Source organism: Rhizobacter sp., from assembly GCA_019635355.1.
Taxonomy (GTDB): domain Bacteria; phylum Pseudomonadota; class Gammaproteobacteria; order Burkholderiales; family Burkholderiaceae_C; genus Rhizobacter.
Map to the genome: position 1 here is coordinate 3,697,343 of JAHBZQ010000001.1, position 25,129 is coordinate 3,722,471.

24 protein-coding genes are annotated in these 25,129 nt (G+C 68.7%); 8 read left to right on the forward strand and 16 right to left on the reverse strand.

Going from position 1 to position 25,129, the window contains the following annotated elements:
• Positions 1 to 127 precede the first annotated feature (127 nt).
• The 7 genes from KF892_16955 to KF892_16985 all read right to left on the reverse strand — a co-directional run bounded on the left by KF892_16955 (position 128) and on the right by KF892_16985 (position 6,973).
• Positions 128 to 985 (reverse strand): hypothetical protein, encoded by an 858-nt coding sequence (locus KF892_16955; protein ID MBX3626711.1) that lies wholly within the window; start codon positions 983 to 985, stop codon positions 128 to 130.
• A gap of 263 nt (positions 986 to 1,248) precedes the next feature.
• Complete coding sequence (locus tag KF892_16960; protein ID MBX3626712.1) at positions 1,249 to 2,127, reverse strand: septal ring lytic transglycosylase RlpA family protein; 879 nt, start codon at positions 2,125 to 2,127, stop codon at positions 1,249 to 1,251.
• A 75-nt stretch (positions 2,128 to 2,202) separates the two neighbouring features.
• Entirely contained in the window at positions 2,203 to 3,045 is an 843-nt protein-coding gene (locus tag KF892_16965) for a hypothetical protein (protein MBX3626713.1), read from the reverse strand.
• A gap of 89 nt (positions 3,046 to 3,134) precedes the next feature.
• Entirely contained in the window at positions 3,135 to 4,136 is a 1,002-nt protein-coding gene (locus tag KF892_16970) for a hypothetical protein (GenBank protein MBX3626714.1), read from the reverse strand.
• 86 nt (positions 4,137 to 4,222) lie between these two features.
• Positions 4,223 to 5,083: a hypothetical protein gene (locus KF892_16975; protein MBX3626715.1), complete on the reverse strand. Its 861-nt coding sequence runs from the start codon at positions 5,081 to 5,083 to the stop codon at positions 4,223 to 4,225.
• 187 nt (positions 5,084 to 5,270) lie between these two features.
• Complete coding sequence (locus tag KF892_16980; GenBank protein MBX3626716.1) at positions 5,271 to 5,981, reverse strand: alpha/beta fold hydrolase; 711 nt, start codon at positions 5,979 to 5,981, stop codon at positions 5,271 to 5,273.
• Complete coding sequence (locus KF892_16985) at positions 5,978 to 6,973, reverse strand: aldo/keto reductase (protein MBX3626717.1); 996 nt, start codon at positions 6,971 to 6,973, stop codon at positions 5,978 to 5,980. The genes KF892_16980 and KF892_16985 overlap by 4 nt, the downstream gene beginning before the upstream one ends.
• Positions 6,974 to 7,038: 65 nt before the next feature.
• Here KF892_16985 and KF892_16990 point away from each other — a divergent pair, with 65 nt between their 5' ends.
• Positions 7,039 to 8,115 carry a membrane dipeptidase gene (locus KF892_16990; GenBank protein ID MBX3626718.1) on the forward strand — a complete coding sequence of 359 codons (1,077 nt, stop codon included), beginning with the start codon at positions 7,039 to 7,041 and terminating at the stop codon, positions 8,113 to 8,115.
• On the opposite strand, the gene KF892_16995 is transcribed toward KF892_16990, so the two are convergent.
• From KF892_16995 to KF892_17030, 8 genes are all read right to left on the reverse strand, one after another.
• A complete protein-coding gene (locus KF892_16995) occupies positions 8,112 to 9,059 on the reverse strand; it encodes a Gfo/Idh/MocA family oxidoreductase (protein MBX3626719.1) in 948 nt (315 codons plus the stop codon). The two genes, KF892_16990 and KF892_16995, sit on opposite strands and share 4 nt — an antisense overlap.
• Positions 9,060 to 9,135: 76 nt before the next feature.
• Positions 9,136 to 9,981: a protocatechuate 3,4-dioxygenase gene (locus KF892_17000; protein MBX3626720.1), complete on the reverse strand. Its 846-nt coding sequence runs from the start codon at positions 9,979 to 9,981 to the stop codon at positions 9,136 to 9,138.
• A gap of 6 nt (positions 9,982 to 9,987) precedes the next feature.
• Positions 9,988 to 10,425 (reverse strand): protocatechuate 4,5-dioxygenase subunit alpha, encoded by a 438-nt coding sequence (gene ligA / locus KF892_17005; protein MBX3626721.1) that lies wholly within the window; start codon positions 10,423 to 10,425, stop codon positions 9,988 to 9,990.
• Between the two features lie 13 nt (positions 10,426 to 10,438).
• Positions 10,439 to 12,088, reverse strand: coding sequence for a tannase/feruloyl esterase family alpha/beta hydrolase (locus tag KF892_17010; GenBank protein ID MBX3626722.1), 1,650 nt, complete (start codon positions 12,086 to 12,088; stop codon positions 10,439 to 10,441).
• Between the two features lie 96 nt (positions 12,089 to 12,184).
• Entirely contained in the window at positions 12,185 to 13,102 is a 918-nt protein-coding gene (locus KF892_17015; GenBank protein ID MBX3626723.1) for an amidohydrolase family protein, read from the reverse strand.
• Between the two features lie 8 nt (positions 13,103 to 13,110).
• Positions 13,111 to 14,034 carry an NAD(P)-dependent oxidoreductase gene (locus KF892_17020; GenBank protein MBX3626724.1) on the reverse strand — a complete coding sequence of 308 codons (924 nt, stop codon included), beginning with the start codon at positions 14,032 to 14,034 and terminating at the stop codon, positions 13,111 to 13,113.
• Positions 14,035 to 14,066: 32 nt separating this feature from the next.
• Positions 14,067 to 14,750, reverse strand: a complete 684-nt coding sequence (ligK, locus tag KF892_17025; protein ID MBX3626725.1) for a 4-carboxy-4-hydroxy-2-oxoadipate aldolase/oxaloacetate decarboxylase — start codon at positions 14,748 to 14,750, stop codon at positions 14,067 to 14,069.
• A 1-nt stretch (position 14,751) separates the two neighbouring features.
• Positions 14,752 to 15,786 carry an amidohydrolase gene (locus tag KF892_17030; protein MBX3626726.1) on the reverse strand — a complete coding sequence of 345 codons (1,035 nt, stop codon included), beginning with the start codon at positions 15,784 to 15,786 and terminating at the stop codon, positions 14,752 to 14,754.
• Positions 15,787 to 15,904: 118 nt separating this feature from the next.
• Between KF892_17030 and KF892_17035 the strand changes: the two genes are divergently transcribed.
• The 7 genes from KF892_17035 (at position 15,905) to KF892_17065 (ending at position 24,535) form a co-directional block, all read left to right on the forward strand.
• A complete protein-coding gene (locus KF892_17035) occupies positions 15,905 to 16,804 on the forward strand; it encodes a LysR family transcriptional regulator (GenBank protein ID MBX3626727.1) in 900 nt (299 codons plus the stop codon).
• A 230-nt stretch (positions 16,805 to 17,034) separates the two neighbouring features.
• Positions 17,035 to 18,855, forward strand: coding sequence for a TonB-dependent receptor (locus KF892_17040; GenBank protein ID MBX3626728.1), 1,821 nt, complete (start codon positions 17,035 to 17,037; stop codon positions 18,853 to 18,855).
• Entirely contained in the window at positions 18,852 to 19,415 is a 564-nt protein-coding gene (locus tag KF892_17045; GenBank protein ID MBX3626729.1) for a YfiR family protein, read from the forward strand. The genes KF892_17040 and KF892_17045 overlap by 4 nt, the downstream gene beginning before the upstream one ends.
• Positions 19,412 to 21,445, forward strand: a complete 2,034-nt coding sequence (locus tag KF892_17050) for a response regulator (protein MBX3626730.1) — start codon at positions 19,412 to 19,414, stop codon at positions 21,443 to 21,445. The genes KF892_17045 and KF892_17050 overlap by 4 nt, the downstream gene beginning before the upstream one ends.
• A gap of 51 nt (positions 21,446 to 21,496) precedes the next feature.
• The gene (locus KF892_17055; protein MBX3626731.1) at positions 21,497 to 22,675 is read left to right on the forward strand and encodes a diguanylate cyclase; all 1,179 of its coding nucleotides are present in this window, start codon (positions 21,497 to 21,499) and stop codon (positions 22,673 to 22,675) included.
• A gap of 208 nt (positions 22,676 to 22,883) precedes the next feature.
• Complete coding sequence (locus tag KF892_17060) at positions 22,884 to 23,915, forward strand: threonine/serine dehydratase (protein MBX3626732.1); 1,032 nt, start codon at positions 22,884 to 22,886, stop codon at positions 23,913 to 23,915.
• On the forward strand, positions 23,912 to 24,535 hold the full coding sequence (locus KF892_17065) for a class I SAM-dependent methyltransferase (protein MBX3626733.1): 624 nt from the start codon (positions 23,912 to 23,914) through the stop codon (positions 24,533 to 24,535). Before KF892_17060 ends, KF892_17065 begins: the two co-directional genes overlap by 4 nt.
• A 6-nt stretch (positions 24,536 to 24,541) precedes the next feature.
• Here KF892_17065 and KF892_17070 read toward each other — a convergent pair whose 3' ends face one another.
• Positions 24,542 to 25,012: a GNAT family N-acetyltransferase gene (locus KF892_17070; GenBank protein MBX3626734.1), complete on the reverse strand. Its 471-nt coding sequence runs from the start codon at positions 25,010 to 25,012 to the stop codon at positions 24,542 to 24,544.
• Positions 25,013 to 25,129: the final 117 nt, after the last annotated feature.

Sequence of the window (25,129 nt, forward strand, 5' to 3'; positions counted from 1 at the left end):
CTGTGCGACAACGAGGCGGTGATGGTGAAGGGTCGGGGTGTGAAGGAAGGGCCGGTTGTGCCCGCGTCACCCTGCTGGGCAGCGTGACGCGGGTCCCGGGTCTCCTTCCCTCACGGACTCTTTCAGGTCAGTGCGTCACGAAGCCGTTGAGCCAGGTGAGGTTGGCTTTCAAGCCCCAGTTGGTGCTGCCATTGCGCCAGGTGTTGTCGGTCGTGCTCTGCAGGCCGAGGCAGCCGCCGACACGCTGGTAGCAGTGGTCGGCCGAGAGGTCACCCACGGCGCTGTCGCGGATCATGATCCAGCCGGCGCCATTGGTGGCCAGGCACTCGTAGGCGAGCGTGCCGCAGCTGCGGCCGGCCACGCTTTCGGATGACGAGCGCACCACCGTGGCGGTGCCGCCCGGGAAGATGTCGCTCTGGCCGTTGACGATGCGCACGTTGTCCTTGCTGATCGTGTAGTTGCCCGGCGTCATGCACGAGTTCATCACGTAGGTGGTGTACAGGGTGTGGGCACCCATGCCGTAGGCGGCGCGCACGCGGCTGTCGTAGTTCTTCGCGTTGATCGCGATCACCGAGCCCTGGCTGAAGCCGGCCACGACCACGCCCTTGCTGCAGTCGGCGGTGGCGCGGGCGCACAGCTTGGAGACGGCGCTGCTGGTCGAGCCGCTGTTGTAGATGTACTTGGCCTTGGAGAGGATCTGCGAGCAGGTGCCGAACAGCGAGCTGTCGTACTGCACGGCGGCGGCGACGAAGCCCTTGGCGGCCATCTCGGCCACGGCGCCCATGGCCTGGGCGTTGTCGTAGGTCTCGGTCGTGCCCACGGTGTAGATGAAGACCGGGTGCTTGCCCGAGGCAGGCTCCGTGCCCTTGATCGAGTAGGTGCTCAGGCCAGCCGAGTAGGAGCTGGTGAAGTTGCCGGCCCAGGCGGTGGCGGTGCCCAGCAGAGCGGTCGCGATGGCGGCGATGCGGATCAGTCGAGAGTGCATGGCAACGATCTCCATTTGAGGTGGATGGGCGGCGTCTCTGGCTTCCGCCCTCTTGTTGCCCTGAGACAGTTCAGGGTGGAGTCAATGTTGCACGGCGGTCCAACTTTCGCTTCCGGGTTTTCATTTCGTTCGTGTACTTCTTGTCACAAGCGCCCCAAAACCTCGGGTAAGCCCTTGGTTTGCGAGGGCTGGCTCAGGTTTTGAAGGGTGCGCCGCACCAGGTCGCCACGCAATATTCGGTGGCTGTGCAATTTTTCAGGTTTTCAGCGCCGCTCGACGACCACCGGCACCAGCTTGAGCGCGTCGCGGATGCGGGTGGCGGCGTCTTGCGCCTCGCCGCGCGAGGCAAAGGGCCCGGCCTGCAGCCGGAAGAGCTGCGGCTCGCCGAACACCGCCAGCAGCGGGGCCAGCCAGTCGAGCTCGGCGCTCACCTGGCGCTGGAACTGCTCGGCGCCATCGCGCTGGCGGAAGGCGCCCAGCTGCACCCAGAAGCCGGGTGCGGTGGGGTCGGGGGTGTCGCCGCTGCGCGCAGCGACCTCGGCCACCGCGGCGGCCGGCACCTCCACTGCGCCGCCGCCCTTCCAGGCGCCGCTGCGGATCTGCTCGTGCGTGAGCCGCTCCACCTCCACCGGCGCCACGCCGTTCAGCACCCCCAGGCGCAGCGCGGCGGTGTAGCTGAGGTCGATCACCCGGTCTGGGTGGAATGGCCCGCGGTCGTTGACGCGCACGATCACCTCGCGCCCGTTGGCCGGGTTGCGCACGCGGGCGTAGCTCGGCAGCGGCATGGTCTTGTGCGCCGCGCTCATCGCGTACATGTCATAGGGCTCGCCGCTGGCGGTGGGCCGGCCGTGGAACTTGCGGCCGTACCAGGAGGCCAGGCCCTTTTCGGCCATCGGCTTGTCGGTGGTGACGGGCGTGTAGCTGCGGCCGTTCACCGTGTAGGGCTTGTTGGGGCCGCCGTTGCGGATGGGCTCGACCTTCGGCTGTGCGTCGGGTGTCTTGTCGAGGCCCGTCGGTGGCTTGGCCTCGGGGCCATCGCGCGTGGGGGTGGAGCTGCAGGCGGCGAGCAGCGCCAGCAGGGAGGTGGCCGCGGCCTGGGCAAGCCGAAAGGAGAGGGAAGCGCCGGACGGGAGGGCGTGCATGCCGAAAATTCTGGCAGACGCATCGCCCGGCGCGTCACACCGCCCCACATCGCGTGGGGCGGCGCAACAGTCACATCAAGGCGTGACGAAGCTCTTCAGCCAGTTCTGGTTGGCGTTCATCTGCCAGGCGGCGCTGCCGGTCTTGAAGCCGTTGTCGATGCCGCTCGGCGTGGTGCAGCCGCCCACCATCATGTAGCAGTGGTCGGCGCTGCCGTCGCTCACCTCGCTGCCCTTCACGATGTACCAGCCGCTGCCGTTGCTGCGGAAGCACGAGAAGGCGCTGCTGCCGCACGAGAGGCCGGTGATGGCCTGGTTGGCGGTGCGCACGTTGCTCGCGGTCGGGCCGACGAAGGAGTCGGACTCGCCGTTGACGAGGCGGATGCGGTCGGCCGCCTGTGTGTGGCCGCCGTTGTTCATGCACGAGCTCAGGTTGTAGATCGAGTAGTTGGTGCCGGCGCCCTGGCCGTAGGAGGCGCGCACGCGGCTGTCGTAGTTCTTCGAGAGCACCGAGATGATCGAGCCCTGGCTCAGGCCGCCGGTGACCACGCCCTTGCTGCAATCGGCCTTGCTGCGTGCGCACAGCTTGGCGATAGCGCTGTTGCTGCTGCCGCTGTTGAAGATGCAGCGCGCTTTGGTGCCGATGGTGGAGCAGGAGCCGAAGCTGCCGTTCGAATACTCGACGGTCGCGGCGACGAAGCCTTTGTTGGCCATCGCCTGCACCTGGGTCATCGCCAGTTCGCCGTCGTAGGTCTCGCCGGTGCCGACGATGTGCACGTACACCGGGTACTTGCCGGTGGCGCTGGGCTCGTAGCCTTTCACGGTGTAGGTGCTGCTGCACAGGCTGCTGGTGCCGCCGCGGTAGGTGGTGCTGAAGGCGGTCTGGGCGAAGGCGCTGGCGCCGAGCGAGGTGGCCAGCATGGCGAAGCTGAGTTGCAGCAGGCGTCGGGTCAAGGATTTCACGGTCGGGTCTCCTGGAGGGGTGTTGTGGGACGGGAGGGTGGGCGCAGTCAGCGCACGCCGAGGCGGCGCGCCTCGCGGAGCTGCTCGCCCTTGAAGTGCTGTTGCAGCAGCTCGTCGAGCAGCTGCTGGCGCTCGGGGCTGTCGAATTCGTGCGCGGCGAGCAGCGCCTCGCGCTCGCGCACGAAGCCGGGGTGGCGCAGTTCCCACGCCTGGCGCTGCGTGTCGAGCTGCTCGCGTTCGACCTCGAGCAGCGACTTCGCGCCCTCGACGTCGACGAACTGCTTGCGGCGGAACACCACCTCGTCGTCGTTCTCGCCTTCCTCGCGCATCTGCGAGGCGATGCGCTCCATCGCGACCGAGAACTCGGTGCCGCCGAACTCCTGCTCGGCCACCTCGGGCGGCAGGCTCATGCGCAGCGCCATCAGCCGCTGCGCCTGTTGCGATTCGTTGAGGCTCTTGTCGGCAAAGATGCGCGCGACCTCGCTGGCGTAAAGCGCGCGTGCTTCCTGCACGCCGAAGAGTTCTTGCACCGTCACCGTGTCGAAGTGGCGGCGGCGCAGCGCCATGGTCCTGTCGAGCAGGTCGCGTGCGGCGACCGCACCGTGCGCCTTCAGCTCGCGCAGCATCTCGCGCTCGGCCTCGCGGTAGGCGGCATAACGCGTGAGCAGTGGCCAGGCACGCTCGGCGGCCAGCGGCGGCAGCTCGGCGCGCAGGCGCGCTTCGATTGGTGTGAGTGGCTGGCCGCGCGGCACGAGGGCCAGCCAGCTGTCGAGCACCGGCAGCGTCCTGGCGCTGACGACCAGGCGGCCGAGGTGGTCGATGGTGAAGGGGCTGGCCGCGGGCAGGGTCGTGGCGCGCGGTGCGGGAGCCTCGTCGGGGTCGGCGGGCAGCACCACGTCGGCCAGCTGCGCGGTGCGGTCCGGCAGCGCGCTGAAGGTGTGGGTCGCTTGCGGCGCGTCGTCAGACGGGCGCGCCAGGTAGGCCACCCCTGCGGCCAGCACGGCCACGCCGGTGACGGCCGACCAGAACGGGGTAGAGAAGGCAGCCACGGGCGGGGCTTTCTCGATGGGTGAAGCGAGGGTGTGGGTGCTGCGGCCCTCGCGAGGCCGCAGCACCCATCACGACAGGTTCACGCTCAGTGCGTGACGAAGCCGTTGAGCCAGTTGAGGTTGGCTTTCAGGCCCCAGTTGGTGGTGCCGTTGCGCCAGGTGTTGTCGGTCGTGCTCTGCAGGCCGAGGCAGCCGCCGACACGCTGGTAGCAGTGGTCGGCCGAGCCGTCGCCCACGGCGCTGTCGCGGATCATGATCCAGCCGCTGCCGTTGGTGTTCAGGCATTCGTAGGCCAACGAGCCGCAGGTCTTGCCGGCCACCGCCTCGGACGACGAGCGCACGGTGGGCGCGGTGCCGCCCGGGAAGGCGTCGCTCTGGCCGTTGACGATGCGCACGTTGTTCTTGCTGATCGTGTAGTTGCCGGCGTTCATGCACGAATTCATGATGTACGTGGTGTACAGGTTGTGGGCACCCATGCCGTAGGCAGCACGCACGCGGCTGTCGTAGTTCTTCGCGTTGATCGCGATCACCGAGCCCTGGCTGAAGCCGGCGACGACCACACCCTTGCTGCAGTCGGCGGTGGCGCGGGCGCACAGCTTGGAGACGGCGCTCGAGGTCGAGCCGCTGTTGTAGATGTAGCGCGCCTTCGAGAGGATCTGCGAGCAGGTGCCGAAGAGGCCGCTGTCGTACTCCACCGCGGCTGCGACGAAGCCCTTGGCGGCCATCTCGGCCACGGCGCCCATGGCCTGGGCGTTGTCGTAGGTCTCGGTGGTGCCCACCGTGTAGATGAAGACCGGGTGCTTGCCCGACGCGGGCTCGGTGCCCTTGATCGAGTAGGTGGAGAGGCCAGCCGAGTAGGAGCTGGTGAAGTTGCCGGCCCAGGCGGCGGAACCGAGCAGCAAGGTGGTGGCGGTGAGGGCGACGGCCCGGACGAAGCGTGACGACATCTCTGTCTCCTTGTCATGAGGGCGCCTGTCTGCCGCGCCCTTGTTGCCCTGAGGTACTTCAGGGTGGCGCGGAATATTGCACTCGTGTGCGATTCCTTCTTGAAGCTTCTTGCGACGAGGGGCGTTCCGGGCCCGATGAAAGGATTCAGCTACGGGAAAACGCCGACAGGCGCTGTGGCGAATGGGCTCAGCGGAGCCACTGCCGCAGGGCCTGCGAGACGGCCTCGGGCTGCTCCATCGTGCTCATGTGGCCGCAGCGTTCGACGATCACGAGCGTCGAGCCGGGGATGCGCGCGTGCAGGTGCTGGTGGCGCGCGGGGTTGCTCCACACGTCTTCGCGCCCGCAGAGCACGAGCGTGGGGCAGGTGATGGTGGGCAGCAGCGGGTCGGCATCGGGCCGGTCGAGCAGGGCCTGGATCTGCGCGGCGAAGACCTCGGGCGAGCTGCGCTCGAACATGTCGAGGATGGCCTCGAACACCGGCCCGCCGATGCGGCTCTCGTGCACCATGCCGCGCGCCCACTCGTCGGCCATCGCGCGCATGCCGTCGCGGCGCGCCTTTTCCAGCAGGGTGTGGCGGCCGAGCTTTTCGTTCTCGCCCGCTTCGCCGGGCGCCAGCGGGTGGTACGAGGTGTCGAGCAGCGCGAGGCGTGTCACCCGCTCGGGTGCCAGGCGCCACACCTCGAAGGCGACCCGCCCGCCCATCGAGTGGCCGGCGAGGGCGAAGCGCGGGGCGGGGGCGGTGTCGAGCACGTGCTGCGCCATCGCGGTGAGGCTGTCGCGCTCGCCGTAATGCACCACGTGCGCATTGACGCGGTCGCCCAAGGCTGCGATCTGCGGCGCCCACACGGCCTGGTCGCACAGCAGGCCGGGCAGCAGCACCAGCGGGGTCACACTCATGCGGAGAACTCCTCGGTGTCGACGCCGGCCTGTGCCATCGCGTCGTAGCGCGGGCCGACGACCGTGCGGGGGTTGATGAGCGCCTCGAGCTGCTGCCTCACCGAGGCGTCGAGCGTCACCGCATCGGCGCCGAGATCGTCTTCGAGGTGGGCGATGCTGCGCGTGCCGGGGATGGGGATGATGTGCGCCGCCTTGTGCAGCAGCCAGGCCAGCGCCAGCTGCGAGGGCGTGCAGCCCACCCGCGCCGCAATGGCCGCGTAGCCGTCGAGCAGCTTCAGGTTGGCCGCGTAGTTCTCGGGCGCGAAGCGCGGCATGGTCTTGCGGATGTCGCGCTCGCCGAGGGTGCCGACGTCACGCAGCTCGCCGCAGAGAAAGCCGCGTGCCAGCGGGCTGAAGGCCACGAAGGCCGCGCCGATCTCGCGGCACGCGTCGAGCACGGCGATCTCGGGGTTGCGCGTCCACAGCGAGTATTCGGTCTGCACGGCCGTGATCGGGTGCACCGCATGGGCGCGCCGGAGGGTCGCGGCCGAGACCTCCGACAGGCCGATCGTGCGCACCTTGCCCTCGCGCACGAGCTCGGCCATCGCGCCCACGCTGTCTTCGATGGGCACGCGCTTGTCCCAGCGGTGCAGGTAGTAGAGGTCGATCACGTCGGTGCGCAAGCGCTTCAGGCTCTGCTCGCAGCTCCACTTGATCGTCTCGGGCCGCCCGTCGACCACGCGCTTGCCTTCGGCATTGCCGTGCAGGCCGCCCTTGCTCGCGAGCGTGAACTTCGTGCGGTGCGGGGCGAGCACCTCGCCGATCAGCGTTTCGTTCAAGCCGAAGCCGTAGAGCGCGGCGGTGTCGAAGAGCGTGACGCCAAGGTCGAGCGCCCGCAGCAGCAGGGCCTCGGCGTCTTGCCTCGAAGGCGGTGCGCCGTAGGCGTGGCTCAGGTTCATGCAGCCCAGGCCAAGGGCCGAGACCTGGAAAGGTCCAAGGGGACGTTGTTTCAGCGTCATGGGGAATACCGGTTCAGTGATGGGCAACAGTACATTGCGGCGACCCACAAGGGAGCAACATGCACACAACACTCATCTCGCGTCGAGGTCTTGGCCTGTGGGCCCTGGGCAGCTGGCTCCTGCCGGGGTCGGCCGGGGCGCAAGCCACCGGCGCGCGCACACCCATCGGCGACACTCACTCGCACATCACCATGATGCGCAGGAACCCGCTGGAGTTCGACCTGCCGAAGCACCTGGCCGAGACGGGCACCACGCTCATGGCCTGGACCCTCGTCGACGACATCCACTGGATCAAGGGCACGCCCCACGGCATCAAGCAGACGGGCACACCGGCGCCGGGTGCGCTGTGGGCGAGCTTCCAGAAGATGGTGGCCGAGCGCTACGACCCCGCCTTGAAGCAGTGGGGCCTGCCCAAGGCGCTGGTGCCGGCCGATGTCGACGCAGCGCTGGCCGGCAAGGCGCACGTGGTGATGGCCTCGGAGTCGGCCAACTTCCTCGAAGGCCGGCCGGAACGTGTGGCGCTGGCGCACGCGATGGGGCTGCGCCACCTGCAGCTGGTGCACTACATCGAGTCGCCGCTGGGTGACCTGCAGACCGAGCCGCCGCACCACCACGGCATGCCGCCGGCCGCGTTGCTGGTGATCCAGGAATGCAAGCGGCTGGGCATCCTCGTGGACCTCGCGCATTCCACGCCGGAGTTCGTGGACGCCGCCTTCGCCGCGTCCGACGCGACCATGATCTGGTCGCATTCGTGGGTGAGCCGCCGCGGCGGCAGCTGGAAAGACAGCGCCTACCTCGCCCGCTCGCTGTCGCCGCAGCAGGCCCGGCGCATCGCGGCGCGCGGGGGCGTGGTGGGGCTGTGGAGCGTGAGCGTGCCGTCGGATTCGGGTTACCCGCTGCACAGCGTGCGCTCGTATGCCAACGAGATCATGCGCATGGTCGACCTGCTCGGCCCTGAGGCCGTGGCGTTTGGCACCGACATGGACGGCGCCGGCCGCAACCCCGTGCTCACGCACTATGCCGATGTGCGCGAGGTCGTGGAAAACCTCGCCAAACGCGGGTTGCCCGAGGCGGCGCTGCACAACATCTGCATCGGCAACTACGCCCGGGTGCTCAAGAAGGCGATGGCCGCCTAATTGAGCTGCTGCTCCAGCTGGTGCAGCACCTGGTAGCAGGGCAGCACCTGCGCCACGCTGGCGTTCGGCTCGCGCTTGTCGCGGATGGCGGCGAAGAACTCGCGGTCCTGCAGCTCGATGCCGTTCATGCTGACGTCGACCTTCGACACGTCGATCTTTTCTTCCTTGCCGTTCACGAGGTCGTCGTAGCGCGCGATGTAGGTGGCGGTGTCGCCGATGTAGCGGAAGAAGGTGCCGAGCGGGCCGTCGTTGTTGAAGCTCAAGGAGAGCGTGCAGATCGCGCCGTTGGCCGCCTTCAGCTGGATGCTCATGTCCATCGCAATGCCAAGCGTCGGGTGGCTCGGCCCCTGGATCGCATTCGCCTTCACGATGGGCGAGCCGGTCTGGTAGGCGAAGAGGTCGACCGTGTGCGCGGCGTGGTGCCACAGCAGATGGTCCGTCCACGAGCGCGGCTGGCCCAGCGCATTCATGTTGGTGCGGCGGAAGAAATAGGTCTGCACATCCATCTGCTGGATGTTGAATTCGCGCGCCGCGATCTTCTGGTGCACGTACTGGTGGCTGGGGTTGAAGCGGCGGGTGTGGCCGCACATGGCCACGAGCCCGGTCTGCTTCTGCATCGCCACCACCTTCTCGCCATCCTTCAGCACGTCGCACAGTGGGATCTCCACCTGCACGTGCTTGCCCGCTTCCAGGCAGGCGATGGACTGGTCGGCGTGCATCTGCGTCGGCGTGCAGAGGATCACCGCGTCGACTTCCTTGATCTTCAGGCTGTCGGCGAGGTCGGTGGTGACGTGCTGGATGCCGTACTTGTCGGCCACCTCTTGCGTCTTGCCGAGGTCGCGGCTGATGAGCGAGATGACTTCCACGCCGTCGATCTGCTTGATCGCGTCGAGGTGCTTGATGCCGAACGCGCCGGCGCCGGCGAGGGCGACTTTGATGGTCATGCCAACCTCCGCAGAGCCGCCTCAAGGAGGTTGGAGCCCCCGCGGGGGGCAGCGAACGAATGTGAGCGTGGGGGTTTCATGTTTCATTCTCCAGAATCAGATGGCCCACGGCGGTGTTCGACGCAGGCACGTGGTAGAAGCGATGCGCCACCTTCGGCGGGTTGACGCTCATGGCCCCGCGGGCGATGAGCCACATCACGAGTTCGATGCCTTCGCTGCCGGCTTCGCGCACGTAGTCGATGTGCGGCATCTTGGCGAGTTCGGCCGGCTCGGCGATGAGGCGGTCGAGGAAGCGGTTGTCCCACTCCTTGTTGATGAGGCCGGCGCGCGGCCCCTGCAGCTGGTGGCTCATGCCGCCGGTGCCCCAGACCTGCACCTTGAGCGGCTTGTCGTAGCTCGCGATCGCCCGGCCGATGGCCTTGCCGAGGTTGTAGCAACGCTGGCCCGAGGGCACCGGGTACTGCACCACGTTGACGGCGAACGGGATCACCTTGCACGGCCACTGCTCGGGCTGGCCGAACATCAGCGACAGCGGCACGGTGAGGCCGTGGTCGACATCCATCTTGTTGACGATGGTGAGGTCGAAGTCGTCTTGAATGACCGAGTGCGCGATGTGCGAGGCGAACTCCGCGTCGCCCTTGACCACGGGCACCGGCCGGGCGCCGTAGCCTTCGTCGGCGGGCTGGTACTGGTCGGCGCAGCCGATGGCGAAGGTCGGGATCATCTCCAGGCTGAAGGCCGTGGCATGGTCGTTGTAGACCAAGAGGATCACGTCGGGCGTGTTGTCCTTCATCCACTGCTTGCTGAAGTCGTAGCCCTTGAACACGGGCTGCCAGTAGGGCTCGGTGGTCTTGCCCTGGTCGAGGGCCGCGCCGATGGCCGGCACGTGCGAGGTGTAGACGGATGCGGTGATCTTGGCCATGTCAGTTCACTTCGTTTTGCCGGCAGCGCCTTGCGGCTGGCGGTGGGGTTGGGCGTCGCCGTCTTCACCGAGCTTGCGGTTGCCTTCGGCCGAACGGCCGCCGGCGATCATCATGTTGCGGTACTCGTCTTCGGTCATGCCGGTCATGCTGCCGGCCATCTGCTGGAAGCTCTTGCCGTCGGTGGCGCCGATCTTGGCGAGGAAGTAGATGTTGCCGCCGAGCGCGATGCAGCGATTGAGGTCGCGTGCGAGCACGGCCTGCTTCTGCTCTTCGGTCATTGGCCACTCGTCGAGGTAGGCGCGTTCGTTGGCCTTGAAGCGCTCGCGGTTGGCGGCCTTCATCAGCGACATGCAGAACTGGTTGAGGTGGAAGCCCTTGCGGGACTGTTCGGCATCGAAGATCGTGGTGCCGGGGATGTCGAGGTAGGGTTTGTCGAGGGGCATGGTGAGGGTCCTTTCAAGGACGGCATTCGAAGCTGGTGGCGGCGTTGACGTTGCCGCTGCCGACGTGGCGTGGCACCAGCGGCCAGCGGCACAGCGGGCGGGCGCGTGAGACGGTGAAGGGCGGCTTGGCGTTCTGCTCCACCAGCTGCAGCTTCGCGGGCACCTGGCCACGCTCCACCCAGTCGCTCAAGGCGCCCAGCATGTCGACGTTGGCCGGCCCGCCGGTGCCCACGTGGTCGACGTTGGGCGCGGTGTAGAGGTGGAAGAAGCTGTCGACCGCGGCCTGGCCCATCGTCTGCACCACGGCCTGGTGGTAGGCGATGCCGGCATACGGGCTCTGCGCGTAGTCGGCCATGTTCTCCAGCACGATGAGCTTGCCGCCGCGGGCGCGGAAGGCGCTCAGGTCGGGGTTGGTCGAGTCCATCAGCGCCGACACCTCGCGGATGCGCTTCTCGTGGTCGGCGGGCTTGTACTTCAGCAGGTCGTAGCCGGGGTCGCGCGCATAGAAGTATTGGATGGCGCCCGCGCCGTAATACCAGGCGATGCTGTTGTTGGGCTGCGGCGGCAGCGAGGGCGGGGTGCTGCCCAGCCACCAGGTCGTCCAGCCGCCGGTGGGGCCGTAAGACGCGAGGGCTTCGCCGCTCGGGCCGCGGCCCGGGTACTCGCGCAGGCCGTGGGCAAGGTCGAAGTCGAAGCGCAGCGGCGAGTGCAGCACCTGCACTGCTTGCACCTGCGCGGGCGCGAGGCAGTTGTCGGCCGGCGCACCGGGGCAGCGCAAGGCCTCCACCTTGAAGCGTGTCTTGCAGGCCACCGGGTCGCTCACGAGGCCGTCGGCCACGCCGTCGAGCGCGTCACAGGCGGCGAGCACCGCGTCATGCACCAGCTTCACCTGCGGCGGGCGGATCCAGCCGTCGCCCATCGTCGCCAGGCCATCGCGGAGGCCGGCGTGTTGCAGCCCGGTCCAGTGGATCACCGGCACGCGGCTGAAGATGCCGTCGAAGGCATCGGGGTAACGCTGGGCCATCGTCAGGCCTTCGCGCCCGCCTTCGGAGCTGCCGACGAAGTAGAGCCGGCTGGGGCCACGCCCGTAGGCCGACTGCATCAGTGCCACGGCCACGTCGCGCACCTTCTTGTAGGAGGCGTGGGCGAAGTTGACGAGCGCTTCGTCGTTCAACGCAAAGGCCTGCGGCGGCCGGCCGGGCTGCGTCTGGTGGCCGGAGTCGGTGCCGTAGGTCGCGTAGCCGCGCGCGAGTGGCGCGGCCTCGTCGAAGCGGGCGGCCGGCAGCAGCGAGAGGCCGGTGATCAGCGTGCCGTTGAAGCCGCCGCCGCCGTATTGCACCGAGCGGCCGTTCCAGGCTTCGGGCAGGTTGAGCTGGAAGTTGATCGCGGGCGCGGCCGGGTCGAGTGGGGCGATGCTGCCGAGCACCCGGCAGTGGTCGGGTGTGGCGGGCGTGATGGTGGCCGCGGGCGTGGGGCCACGGTCAGCCACGCTGAGCTTGGTGGCCGCCACCCAGGTGGCCGAGGTGACGCGGGCGGCACCGCTCGGCAGGCCGATCAGGTCGGCGGTGACAGTGGTGCCGGCGAGCGAGGCGCAACCCGCCTTCGGGTCGGCGCTGGAGAGCACGCCTGTCGACGCGCAGCCCGCCAGGAGCACCACCGTCATTCCCGCGAAAGCGGGAATCCACGCCCAGGCACATCGTGGATTCCCGCTTTCGCGGGAATGACGAGAAGTGGCGTGGTGCATGGCAAGTCTCCTGGTTCAGCGGGCTTCTTCGGGCCAGTACAGCCGCATCGGGTTGTCGACCAAGAGCTTCTTCTGCAGCTCGGCCGTCGTCGCGATGTGGGGGATGAAATCGACCAGCAGGCCGTCGTCGGGCATGTGGTTCTTGAGGTTCGGGTGCGGCCAGTCGGTGCCCCACAGCACACGGTCGGGGAAGGTCTCGACGATGCGGCGGGCGAAGGGGATCACGTCCTTGTACGCGTTGCGCTCGCCGTTCAATGCCGGCGGGCCCGAGACGCTCAGGCGCTCGGGGCAGCTCACCTTGCTCCACACGTTGGGGTACTCGCGCATGAACTTCACGAACAACTCGAACTCCGGCCCGTCGACCGGCTTGGTCACGTCGGGCCGGCCCATGTGGTCCACCACCACGGTGGTCGGCAGGGCGGTGAAGAAGTCCCACAGCTCCGGCAGGTCCACCGCCTCGAAATAGATCACCACGTGCCAGCCCAGCGGGGCGATGCGCGCGGCGATCTCCATCAGCTCGTCCTTCGGTGTGAAGTCGACCAGGCGCTTGACGAAGTTGAAGCGCACGCCGCGCACGCCGGCTTCGTTCATCGCCTTCAACTCCGCATCGGTCACCGAACGTCTGACGGTGGCCACACCACGCGCCTTGCCGTTCGAATGGACGAGCGCATCGACCATCGCGCGGTTGTCGGCCCCGTGGCAGGTGGCCTGCACGACCACGTTGCGGTCGAAGCCCAGATGGTCGCGCAAGGCGTAGAGCTGCTGCTTTGACGCATCGCAAGGCGTGTACTTGCGCTCGGGGGCGTAGGGGAATTCATCACCCGGGCCGAACACGTGGCAGTGCGCGTCCACGCTGCCGGGGGGAAGTTGGAAGGCAGGCTTGCTCGGGCCGGCGTACCAGTCGAGCCAGCCGGGGGTCTTCTCGAAGTGCATGTGACGGTTCAGTCCAGAGGTTTGAATTGCGCGAGGATGCGGTCGGCTTCGGTGCGCCAGTCGGCGCTACGGGCGAACTCGGTCGTGCCCTTGGGGCCAAAGAGGCCCGCGTCGGCGAGGTCGGCCACCCAGGCCTGACGCTCGGCGGTGCCGCTGGCCGACCAGGGCTCGAGGCCGATCTCGCGCACGGTCTGCGCCACTTCACGCACCTCTTCGCTGCGGCGGCGGCCGTGTTCGATCACCCGCTGGAAGAAATAGGCGCCCTGCTTTTCCCAATCGACGCCGGGGAAGGTCTCGAAGAGCGACGCGATCACCGCGTCTTCCACGCCGTAGGCCCGCGCGGTGGTGAAGCTCTCGATCACCATCGCCTCCAGCCCCTTGATCATGATGCTGCGGCACATCTTGGTGGCCGAGGCCACGCCGAGTTTCTCGCTCGTGACCTTGCTGGCGAAGCCGAGCGCATTGATCAGCGGCATCAGCGCCTGTGCATCCGGCCCGCCGAGCAGCAGCGGCACCTTGATGCGGTAGGGCGGGATGGACGTCATCACCGCACCTTCGACATACCGCCCGCCATTGCGGTTGACGATGTCGGCGGCGCGGATCTTCGCGCCGGGCGAAGCGGAGTTGAAGTCGAGGAAGAAGGCGCTCGGGCGGATCGACGGTGCGCAGGCTTCGGCCACCGGCACGGCCTGGCTGGCGGTGACGGCGCTGACGATGAAGTCGGCGTGCTCGGCCAGCACGGCGTGCGACTCTTGCAGCGTCACGCCGTGGATGGCCGCATGCTGGCGCAGCGGCGAGCCGGCTTCGCTCTTGAGCTTCACGTCATGCGCGCTGACCTTTACGCCCTGCGCGCGCAGGTCTTCGGCCAGGATGCGGCCGACCTCGCCATAGCCGACGAGGCCGATGTGCCACTGCTTGGGGTCGGTGTTCATGGAGCGCTCCTTCGTCACCGAACGGGTCGGTGTCAATCGATGTACTTGAGGCCCGCCTTCTCCAGCGGCTCACGCATCTTGTACATGTCGAGCCCCAGCACGCCCGAGGCCAGCTTGGCGCGCTTCTCCCCTTCGAGGGCTTCGCGGGCGACCGCGGCTTCCAGCGTCTTCGCGGCGATGCCACGTGGCACGCAGACCACGCCGTCGTCGTCGGCCACGATCACGTCGCCCGGGGTCACCAGCATGCCGGCGCACACCACCGGGATGTTGACCGAGCCGAGCGTCGCCTTGATCGTGCCTTTGCTGCTGATCGCGCGGCTCCACACCGGGAACTTCATCTCGGCGAGTGTCTTCACGTCGCGCACGCCGGCGTCGATGATCAGCGCGCGGGCGCCACGGGCCTGGAACGAGGTGGCGAGCAGGTCGCCGAAATAGCCATCGGTGCACTCGGCCGTGACCGCGGCGACGACGATGTCGCCTGGCTTAATTTGCTCGGCCACCACGTGCATCATCCAGTTGTCCCCCGGATGCAGCAGCACGGTGACGGCAGTGCCCGAGACCTGCGCGCCGGCATAGATCGGCCGCATGTAGGGCTTCAGCAGGCCGACGCGACCCATCGCTTCGTGCACGGTGGCACTGCCCAGCGACGCGAGCTTGTCGGCGACCGCCGAGTCGGCGCGCTGGATGTTGCGGTAGACGACGCCCAGTTCGTACATCTCACTTCCCCTTTGCTTTGAGAGCCGCGTCGAGGCGCGGGTACACACGCCGAGCATTCGCCTCGTAGACCTTGTGCTTGTCTTCGGCGCTCAGGATCTTCGAGGCCTCGATGTAGCGCTTGGTGTCGTCGTAGTAGTTCCCGGTCTCGGGGTCGATGCCACGCACCGCACCGATCATTTCGCTCGCAAAGAGGATGTTGTCGACCGGGATCACCGTGGTCAGCAGGTCGATGCCGGGCTGGTGGTAGACGCAGGTGTCGAAGAACACGTTGTTGAGCAGGTGGTCTTTGAGCAGCGGCTTCTTCAGCTCCTGCGCCAGGCCCCGGTAGCGGCCCCAGTGGTAGGGCGCGGCGCCACCGCCGTGCGGCACGATGAACTTCAACTCGGGGAAGTCCTTGAACAGGTCACCCTGGATCAGCTGCATCACCGCCGTGGTGTCGGCGTTGATGTAGTGCGCGCCGGTGGTGTGGAAGCAGGCGTTGCAGCTCGTGCTCACGTGGACCATCGCCGGGATGCGGTGCTCCACCATCTTCTCGTAGATGGGGTACCAGGCCTTGTCGGTGAGCGGCGGCGAGGTCCAGTGCCCGCCCGACGGGTCGGGGTTAAGGTTGATCGCCACGTTGCCGTACTGGGTGACGCACTTCTCCAACTCGGGGATGCAGGTCTTGGGGTCGACGCCCGGCGACTGCGGCAGCATCGCGGCCGGGATGAAGTTGTCGGGGAAGAGCTGCGCCACGCGGAAGCAAAGCTCGTTGCAGATCGCCGCCCAGGTCGACGAGACCTCGAAGTCGCCGATGTGGTGCGCCATGAAGCTCGCACGCGGCGAGAAGACGGTGAGGTCGCTGCCGCGCTCCTGCATCTTCTTCAGCTGGTTGTTGACGATGCTCTCGCGCAGCTCGTCGTCGGTGATTTTCAGCTCCGATGCCTTCGGCAGGTTGGCCTTGTCGTTCAGGTTGGCGATCTGCCGGTTGCGCCAGTCTTCCAGCGCCTTCGGGGCGGTGGTGTAGTGGCCGTGGATGTCGATGATGAGGCTCATGTCGTGTGCGCTGGGGAGCGCCGTGGGGGCGATCTGCGAACGATTCTTGCGCAGCACTTCTCATGCAGCAACGAGATAGCCCACATAGCAGCTATGCCGCAGTGGCATATTCCGACTTATGGACCTGAAGCAGCTGGAGTACTTCGTTCACGTGGCCGAACTCGGCAGCTTCACGCGTGCTGCGAGCTTCCTGTCCATCGCCCAGCCCGCGCTCAGCCGCCAGGTGCGCGCCCTCGAAGTCGAGCTGCGCCAGTCCCTCTTCGAACGCAACGGCCGCGGCGTCACGCTCACCGAGGCCGGCACCCGCCTGCTGGCCCACGGCCGCGGCATCCTGCAGCAGGTCGAGCGGGCCCGGCTCGACATGGAAGACCACCGTGGCGCTGCCACCGGCCGCCTGGTGCTGGCGCTGCCGCCGAGCGTGAGCCGCACGCTCACCACGCCGCTCGTGGCCTCGTTCCGTGCGCGCTTTCCCAAGGCCACGTTGAGCGTGGTGGAGGGCCTGTCGACCTACGTGCTGGAGTGGCTGGCCATCGGCCGGGTCGACTGCGCGGTGGTCTACAACGTGGCGCCGTCGGCGGCCATCGACCTGGTGCCGGTGCTCGACGAGCAGCTCTACCTCGTCTCCGCGCGCGAGAAGGGCGGCAAGCTGATCGGCCCGCCCGTCACGCTGGCCGAAGTGGCCGAGCACGAGCTCGTGATCCCGAGCCTGCCGCACTCGATCCGCATGCTGCTCGAGACGGCGCTCGCCAACGAGGGCCGCAAGGCGAGGGTTTCCCTGGAGGTGGAGAGCATCCCCGCCATCCTCGACCTGGTGCAGCAGGGCCAGGCGCATGCGGTGCTCGCGCTCAACGCCATCCGCGCGAGCGGCCAAGAAAACCGCTTTGCCGTCAGGCCCATTCGCCGCCCGAAGATGACCACCACCTTGTGGATCGCCACCTCGGCCCAGCGCCACCGCGGGCCGCTGATCGACCAGTCGATCGACCTCGTGAAGGAACTGCTGCTCAAGCTCTGGTCGTGAGCGGCGTGTGAAACCCTGGTCCTGTCAGGCCTGACAGTGGCGGTGTACGGTCGGGCCTGCTCGAATCGTCGGAACGATGGCCGCCCGTGTGCGGCCCGGTGTGACCCACGCAGAGGACTTGCATCCTGAGCCAGGACACGAGACGCATGAGACGCGAGGCCTGGGCGCTGTGGTTGCGCGCCGTGCCGGTGTGCGCCTTGTTGTCGTGCGCTTTGCCGGCCTGGTCGACGGTGCGCGACATCGCCGACCTCTCGCTCGAAGAGCTGGGCCGCCTCGAGGTCACCTCGGTGTCGCGCCGCGGCGAGCCGCTTGCGGCGGCGCCGGCCTCCATCTACGTCATCACCGCCGAGGCCATCCGCCGCTCGGGCGTGAGTTCGTTGCCCGAAGCGCTGCGCCTCGCGCCCAACCTGCAGGTGGCACGCCTCGACGCCACGCAATACGCCATCAGCGCGCGCGGCTTCAACAACGCCATCGGCAACAAGCTGCTGGTGCTCATCGACGGGCGCACCGTCTACACACCGTTCTTCTCGGGTGTGTTCTGGGACCAGCAGGACGTGCTGCTCGACGACGTCGAGCGCATCGAGGTCATCAGCGGCCCCGGCGCCACGCTGTGGGGGGCCAACGCGGTGAATGGGGTGATCAACATCCTCACCCGGCCGAGTGCCGACACGCAGGGCACGCGGGTGGTGGCCGACGCCGGCACCCATGAGCGCGGCCTGTCGCTGCGGCATGGCGTGGCGCTCGGCGCGACGGGCCACCTGCGGGTGTACGGCAAGACGCAGCGCCTCGACGCCAACGAAACCGCCAGCGGCAGCGCCGTGCCCGATGCCAACGAGCGCCACCAGGCCGGCCTGCGCGCCGACTTCGTGATGGGCACCGACACCCTGACGCTGCAGGGCGACATCTACCGCACGCGGGCCGAGCACCGCGGCGTGCTGCTCGGCACCGAGCTCACGCCGATCAGCAGTTCCGGCGCCAACCTGCTCGGCCGCTGGACGCGCCGGCTCGAAGCCGGCAGCGAGCTGCGCGTGCAGGCCTATGTCGACCACATGGAGCGCGAAGACGCGCTGCTCTACCGCCCGACTGTCGACCTCGCCGACCTCGAGCTGCAGCACGCCCTCACCCACGGCCGCCACAAGCTCGTGTGGGGCGGCGGCTATCGCTGGGCGCGCGACAAGCTCGAGCCCGGCCTCTTCTTCGGCTTCGTGCCCGAGCGCCAGACGCTCAGCTGGGGCAACCTCTTCGTGCAGGACGACCTGGCCCTGAGCGACACACTCGACCTCACGCTCGGCCTGAAGCTCGAGCACAACGACTTCACCGGCCTCGAGCCCCTGCCCAACCTGCGCCTGGCGTGGCGCCCGCTGCCGCAGCAGATGGTGTGGACGGCACTCTCGCGCGCGGTGCGGGCGCCGGCCCGGCTCGACCGCGACATCCGCCTGCCGCCCACGCCGCCCTACATCATCGCGGGCGGGCCCGACTTCCGCGCCGAGGTGGCCAACGTGTTCGAACTCGGCTGGCGCGGCCAGTTCGGCGCGGGCTGGAGCGGCTCGGCCACCGCCTACCTGAGCGACTGGGACTACCTGCGCAGCGGCCAGCCGCCGCCCAACGCGCAGGTGCAGAACATGATCGAAGGCCAGACCTACGGCCTCGAGGCCTGGGCCACCTGGCAGGCGTTGCCGAGCTGGCGCCTGAGCGGCGGCCTCACCACGCTGCACAAGCGCCTGCACCTGAAGGCCGGCAGCACCGACCCCGTCGGCCCGCCCAACCTCGGCGACGACCCGTCGTTCCAGTGGTCGCTGCGCTCCACCCACACCCCGGTCGAAGGCCAGGAGCTGGAGCTCTCGCTGCGCCGCGTGGCCAGCCTGCCGCAGGCGGGCGTGCCGGCCTACACGGCTTTCGATGCGCGCTACGGCTGGCGCGTGAGGCGCGACCTGGAGCTGTCGCTCGTGGGCTGCAACCTCTTCGATGCAAAGCATGCCGAGTTCGGTGCCGCCCCGGGGCGCAGCGAATTCGAGCGCAGCGTCGGCGTCTGGCTGAGGTGGTCGTTGTGAAACGCCGTGCGGCGGTGTGCGCCTGTCTGCACGCTGCCCTCGGCGCGGCTGCCTGGCTGCGGCCCCAAGCCGGCGTGGCCCAGGTGGGTGCGGTGGCCGAGCACCAGGTCAAGGCGGCCTACCTCTACAAGTTCCTCGATTTCGTGGAGTGGCCGGTCGCAGCCTTCGAGGGCCCCAAGAGCCCCTTCGTGATCGGCGTGGCCGGCGCCGATGCGCTGATGGAAGAACTCGACGCGCTCATTGCGCGTCGCCGGGCCGAGAGCCGGCCCGTGGTGTCGCGGCGCCTGGGGCCCGGCGAGGCGGCGTCGGGGTTGCACGTGCTCTTCGTCGGCCGTGGGGCCGGGGCCCGCGCGGCCACCTGGCTCGCCGCCACCGGGCGCCAGCCGGTGCTCACGGTCACCGAGGCAGACGACACGCTGCCGGCCGGCAGCACGATCAACTTCGTGATGCTCGACAAGCGTGTGCGCTTCGACGTCGACCTGCGCAGCGCCGAGTCGCGCGAGCTCAAGATCAGCTCGCGCCTGCTCGGCGTGGCGCGTCGCGTGGAGGGTGCGCCATGACGATCGCCGCGCACCGACGCTCGTCGACCTCGCTGCAGACCAAGCTCGTGAGCGTGGTGCTGCTCACCACGCTCGTCTCGCTGGTCGTGGCGCTGGCGGCGATGATCGCCTACGACCTGCGGTCGTACCACCAGTCGTGGGTGGGCGACATGGCCGGCCAGGCCGAGCTGCTCGGCAAGTCCACCGCCACCGCGCTCGCCTTCGACGACGCCAAGGTGGCCAGCGACAACCTCTCGCTGCTGCGCCTGCGGCCCCAGGTGCGCGTCGCGGCGGTGTATGACGAGCACGGCGAACTCTTCGCGCTGTACCCGGCCACCGCGGCGTCGGCGTCGTTTCCCACGCGGCCCGACGTCCCCGGCGTGCGCATCGAGGAGCGTGAGATGGTGGTCACCGCGCCCATCGTCGACAAGGGCGAGGCGCGCGGCTCGGTCTACCTGCGTGCCGACTACGGGCTGCACGAGCGGGTGATCGGCTACAGCGGCATCGCCCTGGCCGTGCTGGCCGTGGCCATGGGCGTGGCCTGGGCCGTTTCGTTGCGCCTGCAGCGTGTGGTGACGCGGCCGGTGCTGGCCATCGCCACCACCGCGCGCGAGGTGATGGAGCAGCGCGACTACTCGCGCCGCGCGCAGAAGATGAGCGACGACGAGGTGGGCACGCTCGCCGAGTCGTTCAACGGCATGATGGCCGAGATCGAGCGGCGTGCGCACGAGAACGAAGCCGCGCTGCGCGAGATCGCGCGCGAGGTCAACGACCGCCGCCAGGCGCAGCACGAGGTGATGCAGCTCAACGAGCGGCTCGAAGCGCGTGTGCACGAGCGCACTGCCCAGCTCGAAGCCTCCAACCGCGAGCTGGCCCAGGCCACCGAGGCCGCCGAGCGCGCCAACCGCGCCAAGTCGGAGTTCATCTCCAGCATGAGCCACGAGCTGCGCACGCCGCTCAACGCCATCCTCGGCTTCGGCCAGCTGCTGGCGAGCGAGGGCATCGCGCTGCCGGCCACCAAGCGCGCCGAGTTCACGCAGCACATCCTGAAGGCCGGCAGCCACCTGCTGAGCCTCATCAACGAGGTGCTCGACCTCGCGCGCATCGAGTCGGCCAACCTGATGCTCTCGCCCGAGCCGGTGGAGATGGCCGCGCTGCTGAAGGAATGCCACACCATGCTGGAGCCGGCCGCGGCGCAGCGCGGGCTGCACATGCTGATGCCGGTCGACCCCTCGCTCACCGTGGTGGCCGACCGCACGCGACTGAAGCAGGTGATGCTCAACCTGCTGTCCAACGCCATCAAGTACAACCGCGACGACGGCGCGGTGGTGGTCGAGTGCGCCTCGTTCAACAGCGGCACCGCGCGCATCGTCGTGCGCGACACCGGCCCGGGCCTCAGGCCCGAGCAGGTGGCTTCGCTCTTCCAGCCCTTCAACCGGCTGGGGCAGGAAGCGGGCGCGGTCGAAGGCACCGGCATCGGCCTCGTGGTCACCAAGCGCCTGGTCGAACTCATGGGCGGGCGCATCGGCGTGCACAGCACTCCGGGCGTGGGCAGCGAGTTCTGGATCGAACTCCAGCGCTCGCAAGACACGGCCGCCGCTGCCGAAACCGACCGCATGCCGCTCACCCCGCGCGACACGCTGGCGCTGCCGCACATGCCGCTGCTGCTCTACGTGGAAGACAACCCCGCCAACCTGCGGCTGGTGGAAGAGATCGTCACCTTCCGCGGCGACCTGCGCATGCTCTCCGCGCCCGATGCGCAGCTCGGCATCGAACTCGCGCGCGCCCACTTGCCGCAGGTCATCCTGATGGACATCCACCTGCCCGGCCTCAACGGCGCCGACGCCCGCGCGCTGCTGGCCGCCGACCCGGTGACGCGCCACATCCCGGTCATCGCCGTCACCGCCGATGCGATGCCGCGCGCGCGGGCGTTGGGCCTGGAAGCCGGCTTCTTCCGCTACCTCACCAAGCCCATCCACGTGGGAAAGCTCAACGAGGCGGTCGACGCCGCGCTCGCCGCGGCAGCGGAAAGCGCCACATTCCAACGCTGATCGGCCCCGGCGCATGGCTCAAGCAGCGCCGCCGCGGGCCGATATCCGGGCATGGGCGCCGCCCTTTCCACCCAGCTTGCCACCCTCGTGCTCGGCCGCGAGGCGCGGCAGCGCCTGCGCGCCTCGCAGGCGCTGCTGGTGGTGCTGGTCGACGTGCTGCTGTCGTTCATCTGCGCCTTCGGCGTGTGGACGGGCCTGATCGAAGCGCACCACGCGCTGGCCTGGTCGTCGCTCACGCTGCTGGGCGTGCTGGCCTTCTATGCCGTCATCCGCAGCGGCTGGAATGAACGCCTCTCCCCCACCGACCCCGCACTCACCATGGCGCAGGGCGTCTTCAGCGTGTTCTCGACCGTCACCGCCTACCTGATCTGCGGGCCGGTGCGCGGCGCGAGCCTGCTCGCGATGGCCATCACGCTGGTGAGCGGCATGTTCGCCCTCAAGCCCGGGCAGGTGCGGCGCCTGAGCGTGCTGGCCGTGCTGCTGCTGGGGGTGGCCATGGTCGGCGGCCACCTGCGCTGGCCGGAGCGTTTCCCGATCGCCGAAGAGGCGCTGCATTTCATGATGATCGCGGTGGTGCTGCCCGCCATCGCGGTGCTCGCCGGCCAGCTGAGCACCATGCGCCACAAGCTGCGCCAGCACCGGCACGACCTGGAGCAGGCGCTGGAGCACAACCGCCAGCTCGCCATCCGCGACGAACTCACCGGCCTCTACAACCGCCGCCACGTGATGGCGCTGATGCACAAGGAAGTGCAGCGCGCCGAGCGCAGCGGGCGGCCGATGTCGATTGCGCTGCTCGACATCGACCACTTCAAGCGCATCAACGACAGCTGCGGCCATGCGCAGGGCGACGAGGTGCTGAAAGCCTTTGCGCTCGCGGTCGGTGCGACCGTGCGCGACACCGACGTGCTCGGCCGCTGGGGCGGCGAGGAGTTCATGGTCGTGTTGCCCGAAACCGATGCGACCGGCGCCGCCTGCGTGCTCGAGCGTGTGCACGAGCGCATGCGCAGCCTGAGTTTTGCGTGCGGCAGCGAGGCGCGTGGGGTCAGCTTCTCGGCCGGCATCGCCGCCGCGGCGCCGGGCGAGGCGCTGCACATGACCATCGAGCGGGCCGATGCGGCGCTCTACCGGGCGAAGGAAGCCGGCCGCCAGCGCAGCGTGGTGGCCGAAGCCCCCGAGACGACGACCGCGCTTGCGCAGGCCGCGAGGCCTGTGACATCATGCGCCCCGTGACCCGCCGGCCCGCACCCTCCCCACACGTCTCGCACCTTGCGAGCGTCGTGCTGCGCCGCGCTGCCATCTCCCCCACGTCCATCTCCATTCGAATTCGCCTGGACCGCTGAGCTGCGGCTTTGTCCGGTGCTTGGCGGTCCCGCATGCCGCCTGCGTGCGCGCGTGTCGTTCACGGCCACGCATTCCTTGCACCGAATGGAGTCCTCTCATGTCCGCATTGCTTCAAGCCGACGCTGCTGCGCCGGTGTCGTCGTCGCTTCCGTCCTACCCCCGCCTGCATGAGGTCGAACGTGTCGCCATGCGCCTGGCCGGCCAGATCATGCCCACGCCCGTGTGGCGCTGGCAGACCGGCGTGATCGCGCGCACGTTCAACCCGCTCACCGAGGTCTGGCTCAAGCTCGAGCTCTTCCAGCAGACCGGCAGCTTCAAGCTGCGCGGGGCGCTCAACACCGTGCAGTCGTTCAGCGACGAGCAGCGCCGCCGCGGGGTGGTGGCGGCGAGTGCCGGCAACCATGCGGTGTCGGTGGCGTGTGCGGCCCGCGCGGTGGGCTCGCATGCCAAGCTCGTGATGCCGAAGTTCGCCAGCCCGGTGCGGCTCGACGCCTGCCGCGGCTACGGCGCCGAGCTGCTGCTCACCGAGACGCTGGCCGAGGCCTTCGCGATCGCCGACCAGATCGCCGCCGACGAAGGCCGCAGCATGGTCCACCCCTACGACGGCCCGCGCACGGCCGAAGGCACCGGCACCATTGCACTTGAGCTGATGCGCCAGGTGCGCGGGCTCGATGCGGTGGTGGTGCCGGTGGGCGGTGGCGGGCTCGCGGCTGGCATCTCGGCCATCGTCAAGCAGATCAACCCGCGCTGCCAGGTGTTCGGCGTTGAGCCCTTGGGTGCCGATGCCATGTACCGCAGCTTCCAGGCGGGCCGGCCGATGCGGCTGGAGGGCGTCGACACCGTGGCCGACAGCCTGAGTGCCCCGTATGCGATGGCCTACAGCTACGGCGTGTGCCGGCGCTTCGTCGACGAGATCGTGCGGGTGGACGACGACGCGCTCGTCGCGGCCATGCACCACCTCTTCCTCGACATGAAACTCGCCGCCGAGCCGGCAGCGGCCGCCGCGACGGCCGCCTTGCTCGGCCCGTTGCGCGAGCGGCTCGACGGCAAGCGCGTGGCGCTCATCGTCTGCGGCTCCAACATCGACGCCGCGCGGTATGGCGAGCTGCTGCGGAGGGCCGCGGCATGAGCCATTTCAACGACGACGTGCCGGTGACGGTCGACTTCCGCGAGGCGGCGCACGCACGCCAATGGACCGAGGCCGCGATGTCGGTGCGGCCGTGGCGTGCCGAGTTCTTCTCGGCCTTCGCCGAGGTGATCGCGCCGCATGCGGGCACGCCCTGCCGAGTGCTCGAACTCGGCTCCGGCCCGGGCTTCCTGGCCGAACGCCTGCTCGCGCTGCGGGCCGATCTCGACTATGTGGCGCTCGACTTCTCGGCACCGATGCAGGTGATGGCGCGCGAGCGCCTCGCGCAGTTCGCCGGCCGTGTCGACTTCCTCGTGCGCGATCTGCGCGACCCGCTCTGGGGCGAGGGCCTCGGCGCGTTCGACTTCGTCGTCACGCACCAGGCGGTGCACGAATTGCGCCACAAGCGCTACGCGAGCAGCTTGCACGCGCAGGCCCGCGAGCGACTTCTCCCGGGTGGGAGCTATCTCGTCTGCGACCACTTCTTCGGCGAAGGTGGCATGACGAACGACCGGCTCTACATGACGGTGGACGAGCAGCGCGAGGCCTTGCACTCGGCAGGCTTCGCGCACGTCCATCCGTTGCTGCTGAAGGGCGGCCTCGTCTTGCACCACGCCCGCTGATGCACCTCAGGCGTTGGGCAACCCGAGCTGCTTGAGGTAGCGCACCGCGTCTTCCACGCCCTGGTAGTAGCCGCTGCGGCGGTCGTGCTCGATGAAGCCGTGGTGCTTGTAGAAGGCGCGTGCCCCGGCGTTGCCGCTGCGCGTCTCGAGCTTGATGGTGCGGATGCCGGCCACCTGCAGCGTGCCCTCCAGCCAGGCCAGCAGCATGCTGCCCACGCCCTGGCGGCGGCAGCGCGGCTGCGTGGCGAGCAGCAGCAGGTGGGCGTCGTCGTCGGCGTATCGCATCACCGCGAAGCCGAGCAGGTCGTTGAACTGGCGCGCCACCACCACGTTGGTGTCGGCGTCGGCCATGCTGGCCAGCACACGCTGGGGTGTCCAGCGCCATTCGAGGCCATGCTCGATCACCCGCCGCGACAGCGCAGCAATCGCCACCGCGTCGTCGGGCACGGCCAGACCGATGTCGCTTTCGGTGATCATGGCCGTTGATTCTGTGCCAGCCGGTGCAAAGCGACAATCCGGTTTCTTCGTCTCTGGTTCATCTCTTGCGATCGCTCGTGCGTCACGTCGTTGCTCTCCTGGTGGTGTGGTCGGTTT